General features: G+C 68.5%; 10 protein-coding genes. 4 read left to right on the top strand and 6 right to left on the bottom strand.

Features of this window, described 5'->3' with window-relative positions; translation table 11 throughout:
* Nucleotides 1-3: 3 nt before the first annotated feature.
* Entirely contained in the window at nt 4-330 is a 327-nt protein-coding gene (locus VMT40_RS30755; RefSeq protein WP_326362597.1) for a plasmid stabilization protein, read from the bottom strand.
* Nucleotides 308-958 (bottom strand): hypothetical protein, encoded by a 651-nt coding sequence (locus VMT40_RS30750; RefSeq protein ID WP_326362595.1) that lies wholly within the window; start codon nt 956-958, stop codon nt 308-310. The genes VMT40_RS30755 and VMT40_RS30750 overlap by 23 nt, the downstream gene beginning before the upstream one ends.
* A 221-nt stretch (nt 959-1,179) precedes the next feature.
* Between VMT40_RS30750 and VMT40_RS30745 the strand changes: the two genes are divergently transcribed.
* Nucleotides 1,180-1,944: an alpha/beta hydrolase gene (locus VMT40_RS30745; RefSeq protein WP_326362593.1), complete on the top strand. Its 765-nt coding sequence runs from the start codon at nt 1,180-1,182 to the stop codon at nt 1,942-1,944.
* A gap of 18 nt (nt 1,945-1,962) precedes the next feature.
* On the opposite strand, the gene VMT40_RS30740 is transcribed toward VMT40_RS30745, so the two are convergent.
* Together VMT40_RS30740 and VMT40_RS30735 are read right to left on the bottom strand one after the other, a co-directional pair.
* Nucleotides 1,963-3,426, bottom strand: a complete 1,464-nt coding sequence (locus tag VMT40_RS30740) for an FAD-binding protein (protein WP_442790080.1) — start codon at nt 3,424-3,426, stop codon at nt 1,963-1,965.
* Nucleotides 3,395-4,345, bottom strand: coding sequence for a TIGR03557 family F420-dependent LLM class oxidoreductase (locus VMT40_RS30735; RefSeq protein WP_326362590.1), 951 nt, complete (start codon nt 4,343-4,345; stop codon nt 3,395-3,397). Before VMT40_RS30735 ends, VMT40_RS30740 begins: the two co-directional genes overlap by 32 nt.
* Before the next feature lie 41 nt (nt 4,346-4,386).
* On the opposite strand from VMT40_RS30735, the gene VMT40_RS30730 reads away from it, so the two are divergent.
* A complete protein-coding gene (locus VMT40_RS30730; protein WP_326362589.1) occupies nt 4,387-6,195 on the top strand; it encodes a glycoside hydrolase family 15 protein in 1,809 nt (602 codons plus the stop codon).
* Complete coding sequence (locus VMT40_RS30725) at nt 6,192-7,154, top strand: SDR family oxidoreductase (RefSeq protein WP_326362587.1); 963 nt, start codon at nt 6,192-6,194, stop codon at nt 7,152-7,154. Before VMT40_RS30730 ends, VMT40_RS30725 begins: the two co-directional genes overlap by 4 nt.
* On the opposite strand, the gene VMT40_RS30720 is transcribed toward VMT40_RS30725, so the two are convergent.
* Nucleotides 7,134-8,240 (bottom strand): enolase C-terminal domain-like protein, encoded by a 1,107-nt coding sequence (locus VMT40_RS30720; RefSeq protein WP_326362586.1) that lies wholly within the window; start codon nt 8,238-8,240, stop codon nt 7,134-7,136. The genes VMT40_RS30725 and VMT40_RS30720 overlap by 21 nt on opposite strands.
* A complete protein-coding gene (locus VMT40_RS30715; RefSeq protein WP_326362584.1) occupies nt 8,237-10,927 on the bottom strand; it encodes an FAD-binding and (Fe-S)-binding domain-containing protein in 2,691 nt (896 codons plus the stop codon). The genes VMT40_RS30720 and VMT40_RS30715 overlap by 4 nt, the downstream gene beginning before the upstream one ends.
* A 318-nt stretch (nt 10,928-11,245) precedes the next feature.
* On the opposite strand from VMT40_RS30715, the gene VMT40_RS30710 reads away from it, so the two are divergent.
* Nucleotides 11,246-13,042, top strand: coding sequence for a thiamine pyrophosphate-requiring protein (locus VMT40_RS30710; protein ID WP_326362582.1), 1,797 nt, complete (start codon nt 11,246-11,248; stop codon nt 13,040-13,042).
* Nucleotides 13,043-13,116: the final 74 nt, after the last annotated feature.

Below are 13,116 nucleotides of genomic sequence, written 5' to 3'. Positions count from 1 at the left end.
GCCTCAGTCCTTGCCGAGGGCGTGCGCGAGCTGAGCCTTGGTCATTGCCGAGCGGCCCTTGATGTTTCGCTGCCGTGCCTCGTTGTACAGCTGGTCGCGGGTGGGGCCCTTGGCCCCGCTGTGCGAGCGCTGTCCACCGCGCTGCTGCGGCGACTTGTCCTTGACCGAGGTGCGGCTGGCGGTCTTGGTCTGACCGGCCTGCGCGCGGTTCTTGTTCACCGTGCGCGCGGCGATCTCCTTGGCCCGCTTCCCGCTCTCACCGCGATCCTCCGCGGACTCCTTGATGTGCTCGTACTGCCGTTCCTGCTTATCGCTCCATTCCTTCGGCATGGCGAACCTCCTGGTCTGAGCAGCTCTCGGCTCCTCGAAAAGCCATTACACGCTCGCCGTACCCGACCCCGTTCGGAGCAAACACCGTCGCTTCGCGTGGATGGAGGGTCACCAACTGCCCGCGAAGAGGGCGGCGAAGCCGGGGTCGGGATGGGCGGCGGTGGTCGCATTGGCGATCACGACCACGATCAGCGCGACGGCCAGTAGGGCGGAGAAAATGCCGTAGGAGGCCAGGACGCGGCGGGTTCGCGGGGCCGAGGAGCGCTGTCACGAGGACTCCGCCCGCCGCGATCGATGTCCGCCGAACCGAACCGAGTCCCTCCGCACCGAGAAACGCTCGCCATAGCACCACTGCGAGCATCATGAGCACGACGAGCAGCACCGCCGCGATCGCCCCCTTGGCGACGTGGAACCGAAACCAATAGTCGACCACCCGCGCCAGACTCGGCGTGAGTTCGCGCTCCCCGGCATTCCAATACCCGGGGAACGCACCGCGAAAACCATTGCGCACACCGCTCTCATCGGAGAACTCACTCCCCGCCACCACCCACGGCGCGACCACATCCGCGACGCCCAGCACCACCCCGGCGACAGCCAGCACCCCGATCGCACGAACGGACTTGGCCACGACGATTCCCTCCCGACTCGACGGAGTGACCCGCATTCCACCGTACGTAAATCCTTTGCCGCCCCGCCGGGGGCGCTGCTACTCTTCCGGAGGCCGTGCGAGAGAACGAGGAGGTGGTACCCGTGAACACAGTTTCGACGTGGGTGCTCCCCTCCGGGGTCACGGTCGGGCGATAAGGGTCGTCCGGGAGCGCCATCTGACGCATCCCGAAAGGCACGACCATGCACTTCACTTCCGACCAGCGTTTCGACGGCACCTCCGAACAGCAGCTCGACGCCGTCCGCGAGCGCGGTTTCCTTCTCGCCGACATCCCCGGCTTCCTCTGGACCCCCGACTCGGCCTCCGAGTCGACCCCGGTCCCGCTCATCCTCCTCGGTCAACCCGGCGGCCTCGGTCTCGCCAAGATGTACCCGCGTCTGGTGGCCCGAGCACGCAGCGCTGCCGCCCAGGGCTTCGCCAGCGCCACCATCGAATTCCCCGGCAGTGGCACCCGTCCGGCCTCACCTGACGCCCAACAGGCCGGAGCCGACCTCCGCCGAGCAGTAGCCGCCGGTGAGCCCGTCCCCGACGACGTCATCGACCGCCTGATCCTCCCCCTCGTGGACAAGGCGGTCCCCGAGCTACAGGCCACCTTGGACGCCCTCCTGGCTCTACCGGAAATCGGTGGTCCGGTCGCCTATTCCGGCGGCGTGATCGCCGTCGGCATCCGCCTGGCCGTGGTCGAACCACGCATCGTTGCCGCCGGTCTCTTCGCCGGAAGCTATGTGCCACGCTCGATCATGGAGGAGGCCCGCCAAGTCACCATCCCCCTCCACGTCCTCCTCCAATGGGACGACGAAGGCAACGACCGCCAAATGGCCCTCAACCTCTTCGACGCCTTCGGCTCCAAGGAGAAGACGCTCCAGGCCAATATGGGCGGCCACACCGGTGTCCCGGCCTACGCGGGCGAAGACGCCAGCCGCTTCTTCGCCCGCCACCTGAAATAACCTGGGCCACAACCCTGTTCAGCGGTTGGCAGGGACGAGCTCGTCGTCGACCAACCGGAGTCGCCGCGCCAGATCCGAGACGAACACCCGTCCCGGATCGGCGGCGTCTCGTATCCGACGCCATTCCTCCAGGCGCGGATACATCGCCCGAATCATCTCCGGCGTGGTGCGCGACTCCTTGGCGAAGTACAGACGGCCACCGGCATCGAGTACTCGGCGGTCGAGGTCGGCGCAGAACTCGTTCAGCCCCGCCTTCAGCGGGAAGTCCAGGCTCAGCATGAAGCCGGGATGCGGCCACGACAGCGGCGCTCGACTGCTGGGCCCCATGCGCTTGAAGACGTTCAGGAAGGAGCGATGCCCCGAATACGCGATGGCGCGCACCGCCTCCGCCAGCTGGTCTTCCGCGCCGTAGGGCATCGAGAACTGATACTGCAGAAAGCCGCGTCGACCATACCCGCGGTTCCACTCACCGAGCAGGTCGAGCGGATGCAGGAACTGCGTGATGTTCTGGATCAGCCCTCGCCCCTGCTTCGCGAACGTGCGATGCGTGACCTCACCTCCGATCCGAGTGGTCAGATTGTTGACCATCCCGTTCGGGAAGACATCCGGCACCGTGAACAGCTGCGGCGCATTGAAATACAGCGGATCGCGACGCAGCTTGGCAGGCAACTGATCCAGGGTCGCCAGATTGCCCCGACTGAACCCCGCACGACCCAATTTCGCGCCGGTGCTGATCGTGTCCGGTACGGCCACCGAATACTCGTAGCCCTCATCGGAGCCACCGGTCAGCAGTTCCATTGTCTCGTCGAGATTCTCGGTGCGGTCGCTGTCGACGTAGAAATACGCGGTTTCCGTGCGCTTCATCCGGATTCGGGCGCGCACGACAATGCCCGTCAAACCCATCCCACCCACGGTGGCCCAGAACAGCTCCGCATCGACCCCGTCGGGTTCGAGGGTCCGCACCTCACCGTCGGCGGTCAGCAGATCCATCGACAACACGTGATTGCCGAAACTGCCCTGCGAGTGATGGTTCTTGCCGTGAATGTCGGACGCGATCGCGCCACCGACGGTGACCTGCCGGGTACCCGGCAGCACCGGAACCCACAGGCCCACCGGCAAAGCGGCGCGCATCAACGCGTCCAGGCTGACTCCCGCGTCCACGTCGACCACGCCGCTGTCCGGGTCGATCGTGTGGATGCGCCCGAACGCGGTCATGTCGACGACGAGACCGCCGCCGTTCTGCGCCGGATCCCCGTAGCTGCGCCCCAACCCGCGCGCGATGACACCGCGCGGTCCCGCCTCGCGCACCGCCTTGGCGACCGTATCGATGTCGGGAGTGGAAAGTACCTGCGCGACAGTCGGTGCCGTACGGCTCCAGCCCGACAGCGGACGTTGATCGATCACCGATCCCCCATTCGTGAAATGCACGTCCGCCACCGTAGCGGCTCGCTCAGCGGAGGGCTGGGAGGATGTCCTTCTCATAGGCGGTGAAGAAGCCGTCCAGGTCTGGGCCAATCTGTTGGATGTAGAGCTCGTCTACGCCCGCGTCGATGTACTGGCGGAGGTGGGCTAGGTGCATGTCGGGGTCTGCGCCGGTGGCGAAATTGTTGGCTACGGCGCGGGTGCTGATCAGGGGCATGGCGGCTTCGAAATCGGCTGGGCGGGGGAGGGTTTGGTTGAGTTGGCCGGGGAGGAGTTCGTTGGACCAGAGGCGTTGGGCGTATTCGAGGCCGGTGTCGTCTTGGGACCAGCTGACCTTGGTGCCCGCTTGGACGGGTTTGGTGCCGCCGCCCTCGGCGCGGAAGAGGTCCACCAGGTCGCGGTCGGGCATGGCGGTGCAGAAGCCGTCGCCGAGGCGGGCGGCCAGGCGGGTGGAGCGGGTGCCGAAACCGGAGACGTAGATGGGGACCGGGTCTTCGGGGAGGGTGTAGATGCGGGCGTCTTCGATGTGGTAGAACTCGCCGTCGTGGTTGACCACGCCGCCGCGGTGCAGGCGGCGGATCAGGCCGATGGCCTCCTCGAGCATGCGCAGGCGGATGGGCGCGTTGGGCCAGGGGTCGCCGAAGATGTGTTCGTTGAGGGCTTCTCCGCTACCGACGCCGAGGATGAAACGGCCCTCGCACTGCACCGCGGCCGTCGCGGCGGCCTGGGCGATGATCGCGGGGTGGATGCGGACCGTCGGGCAGGTGACCGCGGTGGTGATCGGCAGATCGACGGCCTGCGAGAGCGCGCCGATCGTGCCCCACACGAACGGACTGTTGCCCTGCGCGTCGTTCCACGGGTGGAAGTGATCGGAGATCCACAGGCGCTCGAAACCGGCCCGCTCGGCCCGAACGGCCTGGTCGACGAGCTCACGCGGCCCGAACGGTTCGCTGGCTAGGAAGTATCCGAGGGTGACCATGCCGGGCGGTTACCCGCGCGATCGCGTGGTATTCGACGATCGTGGTCGCGGATTCGGTGTTGCGCCAGCCGCACGTGCTGCGGGAGTACGCGTTCCTGGCGGACGGTGAGCGTGGGGCCCTGGTGGGCCCGCGCGGAGACATCTCGTGGCTGTGCGTCCCCGGGTGGGACAGCGACGCCCTCTTTCACGCCCTGGTGGGCGGGCCGGGCGTGTACGCGGTGACACCGGTCGATCGCTACGTGTGGGGCGGGCACTACGACGAGGGCAGCCTGATCTGGAATTCGCGATGGCTCACCAACTCCGCCGTCATCGAATGCCGTGAGGCCCTGGCGTTTCCGGGCGATCCGCACCGGGCCGTGCTGCTGCGGCGCATCCGCGCCCTGCGGGGCGACGCCGACGTCGAGGTGGAACTCGCGCCGTCGGCCCGGTTCGGGTCCGCACCGCTCACCGATATCCGCCATACCGGCGAGATCTGGGAGGCTCGCAGCGGCGCGATCCGGCTGCGCTGGGGCGGGGCGGCGCGAGCCGTCGTGTGCGAGGACGGCGCGTCCCCGGTCTGGCGGTTGCGTCTACGCGTGCCCGCGGGCTACCGCCACGACCTGGTGCTCGAGCTGTCCGACCGCGAGCTGCCGGAGGAACCGGCCGATGCCGAGCAATGCTGGACCGCAACGGAATTCACCTGGCAGCGGGAAATGCCCGCGCTCGCCCAGAGCGCGGCCCCGCGCGATACCGCCCACGCCTACGCGGTCCTGCGCGGCATGACCGGCCGCACCGGCGGCATGGTCGCGGCCGCCACCACCAGCCTGCCCGAACGCGCCGAACAGGGCGGCAACTACGACTACCGCTACGTGTGGATCCGCGACCAATGCATTGCCGGGCAGGCCGTCGCCGCGGCCGGACCGCACCCGCTGCTCGACGACGCCGTCCGATTCACGGCCGAACGGCTGCTCACCGACGGCCCCAAACTCGCGCCCGCGTACACCATGACCGGCGGCCAGGTGCCGCGCATGAGCGACGTTGCCCCGCAGGGCTATCCGGGCGGCGGCTCCGCCCTGGTCGGCAATCGCGTGCGCGATCAGTTCCAACTCGATGTCTTCGGCGAGGCCCTGCTGCTCTTCGCCGCCGCGGCCCGCCACGACCGTCTCACCGAAGACCACCGCCGCGCCGTCGGCATAGCGGTGGAAGCGATTGCCGCACAACATGATCAGCCCGACGCCGGGATATGGGAGCTGGACGATGAACACTGGATACATTCGAAGCTGGCGTGCGCGGCGGGGCTGCGCGCGGTGGCGGCGGCCAAGGCCAGCGGCGCTGATATCGCGTTCTGCACCGCATTGGCCGATCGTCTGGTCGCCGCGGCGGCCGAGGTAGGCATGCACCCCACCGGACGCTGGCAGCGCTCACCCGTGCATCCCGAGGTCGACGCCGCCCTGCTGCTGCCCCTGGTGCGCGGCGCACTGGCGATCGAGGACCCCCGCAATCGCGCCACCTTCGACGCCGTGCACCGTGAATTATCCACCGACTACTACGTTTATCGATACCGCCGCGACTCGCGACCTTTGGAACAGTCCGAGGGTGCGTTCCTGCTGTGCGGCTTCGCCATGGCCATGGCCGCCGACGAACTCGGGCTGCCCGTCACCGCGGCCCGCTACTTCGAACGCAATCGCGCCGCGTGCGGCACCCCCGGCCTGTTCGCCGAGGAATTCGATGTCACCCAGCGCCAATTGCGCGGCAACCTGCCGCAGGCCTTCGTCCACGCACTGCTGTTCGAGGCGTCGAATCGGGCGGCGCGGCCGGGCCAGTGGGCGGACCCGGACTTCGAATCACCCGTAGGAAAGGATCAATCGTGACCGACGAACCGAAAACCGTGGTGATCACCGGAGCGAGCGCGGGCATCGGCCGCGCCGCCGCCCGCCGTTTCGCCGCTCGCGGCGACCGCATCGCCCTGCTGGCGCGCGGCCGCACCGGCCTGGCCGCGGCCGCCGAGGACGTCCGCGCCGCCGGTGGCCGCGCCCTCGAAATACCCACGGACGTCGCCGATTACGAGGCGGTCGATGCCGCCGCCACCCGCGCCGAGAACGAGCTCGGACCCATCGACGTGTGGGTGAACTCCGCCTTCACCTCGGTGTTCGCGCCCTTCGATCAGATCCATCCCGAGGAGTTCCGCCGCGTCACCGATGTCACCTATCTGGGTTCGGTGCACGGCATTCGGGCCGCGCTGCTGCGCATGCGCGCCCGCGACCGCGGCGCGATCGTGCAGGTGGGTTCGGCGCTGGGGGATCGGTCGATTCCGCTGCAATCGGCCTACTGCGGTGCCAAGCACGCGGTCAACGGCGTGGTCGAGGCGGTCCGCGTGGAATTGCTGCACGACCACAGCAATGTCCACATCACCGTCGTGCAGGCGCCAGCGGTCAACACTCCACAGTTCTCGTGGGTGCTGTCCCGGCTGCCGCGCAAACCGCAGCCCGTCCCGCCCATCTACCAGCCCGAGGTGCTGGCCGACGCCATCGTGTTCGCCGCGGATCATCCACGGCACAAACAGTATTGGGTCGGCGCGAGCACGGTCGGCACGATCGTGGCGCAGCGCCTCGCCCCCCGCCTGCTGGACCGCTACCTGGCGCGCACCGGCTACGACTCCCAGCAGACCGACGGCGAAAGCAAGCGCGGCACCGGCAACCTCTGGTCCCCGCTCGACGGCCTCGAGGGCCCCGACTACGGCGCGCACGGCGAATTCGACGATCGCGCCCACGCGCACAGCCCGCAGGCCTGGCTCACCCGCGCGCTGACCTCAATCGGGCGGAAGCACTGAGATCCGGTAGTCCGCCGCGGTGGCGGCCAGGCGCATCCCGTGCCCGAACGGGTCGGCATCGCTATTGCCGCGCGGCGGAATTCGCCCGTCCTGCACCTGCGGCGCGCCCTCGACCAGCAGGGGCTCGAGGCGGGCGTGGTCGATGAACCATTCGACGTGCCGCAGCCGGGGCATGGACGCCGCGATGCTCGCCGTCAGCGCGGGCGCGCAGTGCGCGGAGATATCGCGATGGTGATAGGCCGCCAGCGAGGCCGCGTAGCGGAATCCGGTGTACCCGCCGCAGCGGGTGACATCGAGCTGCAGGCAGTCCACGGCGTCGATGAGATGCACGGCTTCGGCTGCCGTACAGATGTATTCGCCCGCCGTGACATCGCAGCGCAGCGCGTCGCGCACCATTCGCAGCCCGGCCGGATCGTCACTGGTGACCGGCTCCTCGAACCAGGTCACGCCGAGCCGGTCCAGCTCGTGTCCCATCCGCCGGGCCTCGCCCGGACTGTACGCGCCGTTCGCGTCGACCATGATCTGGGTGTCGTTGCCGGTCAGCTTGTCCACCAGCGCGATTCGCTCCAGATCCCGCCGCCGATCGATGCCGATCTTGATCTTCACCGCGGTGCAGCCCGCCGACTCCCAGGCCAGCACCTGTTCGGCCAGCTGGTCGTCGGACAGATTGACGAAGCCGCCGGACCCGTACACCGCCGTCGCCTCCCGGACCTTGCCGAACAGCGTGGGCAGCGGCAGTTCCAGCAGCCGCGCCTTGAGATCCCACAGCGCGATATCGACCGCGCTGATGGCGTGCGCGACCACCCCCGAGGTGCCGATATTGCGGCACGCCTTGTGCATTCGGTCCCAGGTATCGGGTATGTCGTCGGGTGAGGAGCCCAGCAGCAGCGGGGCCAGATGCCGCTCGATGACCGTCGCCGCGGCCGGTGAGCTGTAGGTCCAGCCCAGTCCGCGTTCGTATTCGGCCGCCACGGTCACCACGACCGCGGTGGTGGCATCCCAGGTCAGGGTGCCGTCGGCCTCGGGTTGGGGGGTCGGGAATCGGTAGACCTCGACGGTGATGCCGTCGATATCGGGGGTCTTCATGGGATACCGCCTTGCAGGGCTTGCGCCAGTAGTTCGGCCGTATGCCGCGGCCGGACCTCGGGAAGCAGGTGACGGATCTGGGTGCGGCAGCTGAACCCATCCGCGAGAATCGCCGTGTCGGGGGACGCCTCGCGCAGGGCCGGTATCAATTGGTCCTGCGCACATGCTATGGACACATCGTAGTGCCCGCGTTCGAAGCCGAAGTTGCCCGCCAGCCCGCAGCATCCGGCGTCGAGCAGGTCGACCTCGGCCCCGGTGGAGCACAGCAGGTCTCGGTCGGGCTCGGAACCCAGGATCGCGTGCTGATGGCAATGCGGCTGGACCACAACCGATCCCAGCACCTGCGGCGGACTCCACTGCGGCGCGCGCTCGGCCAACAGCTCGGCCAGCGTGCGGGTCTGACCGGCCAGCCGCCGCGCGTCCTCGTCGCCGTCGAGCAGCTCGGGCACATCCGACCGGAACACCGCCGCGCAGCTGGGCTCCAGCACGACGATCGGAATGCCTTCGCGCAGCGCCGGTTCCAGCGTCCGCAGGGTGCGCGCCAGCACCCGTTTGGCGGTCGGGAGCTGCCCGGTGGAGATCCAGGTCAGCCCGCAGCAGACCGCGCGCCGCGGGATGTCGACTGTGAATCCCGCGGCGGTCAATACCGTGACGGCGGCATCGGCGATCTGCGGGTCGAAGTTGTTGGTGAAGGTGTCCGGCCACAGCAGCACTCGCCCGAGCGGCCCGGGCTCGGTGTCGGCGGGCGGGACGAAGGTGCGGGTGAACCGGCGGGAGGCGAACTTCGGCAGTTCGCGACGCGGATCGATCCCGCCCAGCCGCGCGATCACCCGCCGCAGCCCCCGCGCCTGGGTGACGGCATTGGCCAGCGGCGCGGCACTCGTGGCCAGTCGCGCCCACAGCGGAATCCAGCCCATCGAGTAGTGCGCCATGGGCCGCAACCGCCAGTGATAGTGATGGGACAGGAACTCGGCCTTGTAGGTGGCCATATCCACATCGACGGGACAGTCGCTGCGACATCCCTTGCAGGACAGGCACAGATCCAGCGCGTCGCGCACCTCGGTGGAACGCCAGCCGTCGGTGATCACCTCACCCTGCAGCATCTCGAACAGCAGCCGGGCCCGCCCCCGCGTGGAATGCTCCTCCTCGCGGGTGGCCCGGTAGCTCGGGCACATGACCCCGCCGTGATCGCCCCGGCATTTGCCCACGCCGACACAGCGATTGGCGGCGTGACTGAAGTGGTGGCCGTCGTCGGGATAGGCGAAATGCGTCCGCGGCTCCCACGGCCGATACGAAACGCCCTGTCGCAGATCACGGTCCAGGGGATGGGGATCGACGATCTTGCCGGGATTCATCCGATTGTTCGGGTCGAACAGCCGCTTCACCTCGCCGAACGCCTCGACCACCCGATCGCCGAACATAATGGGCAGCAATTCCGCGCGGGACTGCCCGTCCCCGTGCTCACCGGACAGCGATCCGCCGTACGCGACGACGAGATGCGCACTGTCCTTGGCGAATTCGCGATAGTGCGCAATGCCCTCGGCGGTGCGCAGATCGAACGGAATCCGGGTGTGCACACAACCCTGGCCGAAATGCCCGTAGAGCGAACTGGATTCGTAGCCGTACAGGTCCAGCAGCCGTTCGAAGTCCCGCAGATAGTCACCCAGCCGATCGGGCGGCACACCCGCGTCCTCCCAGCCCTCATGGGTTTCCGGCCCGTCGGGCGGGTACGCGGTCGCGCCCAGCCCGGCCTCGCGCGCCGCCCACAGTTCGGCCTCGCGCTCGGGATTGTCGAGCAGCGTGGCGGTCACGTCCTGGCGCGCGGTGAGATCGGCGATCATGGCGTGGGCGCGCTCGTCGGCGTCCGAGGCGGACTCGCCGTCGAATTGCGCCATGAGCCAGGCCTTTCCCTCGGGCAGCTGTTTGATCGCCCTATCCGCCAGATGCCGCAGATGTTCGAGTTGAACCAGTCGGTGATCCAGACCCTCGAGTGCGGCCGGGCCGTGCGTGAGCACGGCGGGCACCGCGTCCGCCGCGGTGTAGATATCCGGAAATCCCAGCACCACCAGCGCTTTCGCCGCCGGGACCGGCACCAGCTCGAGTTCGGCCCGCAACACCGTCACCAGCGTGCTCTCGCTGCCGACCAGGAATTTCGCCGCATTGGGATCGCGTTCGGGCAGTAGCCAATCCAGGTTGTAGCCCGACACCCGGCGCGGAATATCGGGATAGCTCTTGCGGATGTCGGCGGCATACCGCGTCACGATGTCGGTCAGCCCGTCGTGCAGCGACGAGGTCAGCCCTGCCATCCCGGGCCCCACCCACATGCGCTCCCCGCCGTAGGTGTGAATCTCGAGGCGGCGCACCGAATCGGCCATCTTGCCGTATGCCTGCGCCGTCGAGCCGCACGAGTTGTTGCCGATCATGCCACCGATCGTGCAGCTCACGTGGGTCGAGGGTTTCGGCCCGACCATCAGCCCGTGCGGTTTCAGCACCGCGTTCAACCGATCCAGGCTGATCCCCGGCTCCACCACCGCCGTCCGCGCCTCCGGATCGATCGACACCACCCGATGGCAGTACTTGCTCCAATCCAGAACGACGGCCGCATTGCAGCATTGGCCAGCCAGGCTGGTGCCCCCGCCGCGCGAGAGCACCGGCATATCGTGCTCCCGGCACACGTCGATCGCCATCGCCGCATCCGCGGGCGTGCGCGGCACCACCACCCCCAGCGGCAGCGCCCCGATAGTTCGACGCGTCGGTCGAGTACGCCGCCCGCGTCCCGGGATCGAAGCGCACTTCCCCGGCCACCCGCTCGGCGAGTTCGGCGCGGACGGTGTCGAGCAGCAGCGATGTGCGCATCGAGGCCTCCATTCGGGTTGGTGCGTGCGGACATTCGCGCCCCCGCTGTCGCGCGGGTACCCCCTCGCGCACGATCTACGCGGCTGATTCGAGGCGAGGTGCGCGGGTAACCGACCGCTGTCGAGAACCGGACACGAACAGGAGAGACCATGACGCGACAAGTCGGTGATCATGTCGTGCAGAGACTGCGGGAATGGGGCGTCGACCAGGTGTTCGGCTATCCCGGTGACGGCATCAACGGCCTGTTGGCCGCCTTCGGCCGCGCCGATGACCAGCCCGCCTTCATTCAAGCCCGGCACGAGGAGATGGCGGCGTTCCAGGCCGTCGGATACGCGAAGTTCAGCGGCCGGGTGGGAGTGTGCACCGCCACCTCCGGTCCCGGCGCGATCCACCTGCTCAACGGCCTCTACGACGCCAAACTCGACCACGTCCCCGTGGTCGCCATTGTCGGGCAGACCGCGCGCAGCGCCATGGGCGGCAGCTACCAGCAGGAAGTGGATCTGCAGAGCCTCTACAAGGACGTGGCCTCGGACTATCTGGTCGAGGTGAACGTGTCCAGCCAGCTGCCCAATGCCCTGGACCGGGCCTTCCGCACCGCGCTCGCGCGGCGCGCCCCGACCGCGGTGATCATTCCCTCCGATCTGCAGGAGGAGCGCTACGAGAAGCCCGCACACGATTTCAAGCAGGTGCCCTCCAGCCCGCCGGGCCCGCCGAACGCGCCGACCGTGATACCCCCGCGCACCGAGATCGAACGGGCCGCCGGGGTGCTGAACGACGGCGCTCGGGTCGCCATCCTGGTCGGTCAGGGCGCGCGCGGGGCCGCCGAGGAGGTCACCCGGGTGGTCGACCTGACCGGCGCGGGCGTGGCGAAGGCGTTGCTGGGCAAGGACGTGCTCTCCGACGAGCTGCCGTACGTGACCGGCGCGGTCGGCCTGCTGGGCACCCGCCCCAGCTACGAGATGATGCGCGACTGCGACACCCTGCTCATTGTCGGCTCGAATTTCCCCTACGCGCAGTTCATGCCGTCCTTCGGGCAGGCCCGCGCGGTCCAGATCGATATCGACGGCACCATGATCGGCATGCGCTACCCGACCGAGGTGAATCTGGTCGGCGACGCCAAAGCCACACTGGCGGAACTCATTCCGCTGCTGCGACCCAAACAGGACCGCACCTGGGCCATGGACATCCAGAACAATGTGGCGCGCTGGTGGCAGGTCATAGAACGCCAGTCCATGCTCGAGGCCAAGCCGGTCAACCCCATGCGCGTGGTGTGGGAGCTGTCGCAGTGCGTCCCCGAGGACGCCATGATCACCGCCGACTCCGGTTCCTCCACCAACTGGTACGCGCGCTGCCTGCGTTTCCACGGGCAGATGCGCGGCTCGCTGTCGGGCACCCTGGCCACCATGGGCCCCGGTGTCCCCTATGCCATCGGCGCGAAGTTCGCCCATCCGGACCGCCCGGCCATCGCGCTGGTCGGCGACGGGGCCATGCAGATGAACGGCCTGGCCGAACTGTTGACCATCGCCCGCTACCGCGACCGCTGGTCGGACCCGCGCCTGATCATCTGCGTCTTCCACAACAACGATCTCAACCAGGTCACCTGGGAAATGCGCGCCATGGGCGGCGCCCCGAAATTCGAGGCCTCCCAGACGCTTCCGGAGATCTCCTACGCCGAGGTGGCGCGCGCCGCCGGGCTGGCGGCCACGGTCGTCGAGGATCCGGAGGCGATCGCACCGGCGTGGCGGGCCGCCCTGTCCGCGGATCGTCCGGTGCTGCTGGACATTCACACCGATCCGGAGGTGCCGCCGATTCCGCCGCACGCCACCTGGGAGCAGATGAAGGCGACCGCCGAGGCGATCCTGCACGGCGATCCCGGCGGTTGGCACCTCATGGCGCAGGGCACGAAAACCAAAGCGCAGGAATTCATTCCGACCCGCGAGGTATGAGCGGCCGCGAGGGGCCGCGGCACCCCGTTACCGGAGTGGCGGCCGGGTGAGGCAACGTCAACGGCGACGTCCTT

The organism is Nocardia sp. CDC160 (genome assembly GCF_035818795.1).
Taxonomy (GTDB): domain Bacteria; phylum Actinomycetota; class Actinomycetes; order Mycobacteriales; family Mycobacteriaceae; genus Nocardia.
The sequence above is the reverse complement of the archived record's forward strand: the minus strand, read 5'-3'. Positions and strand labels throughout refer to the sequence as shown.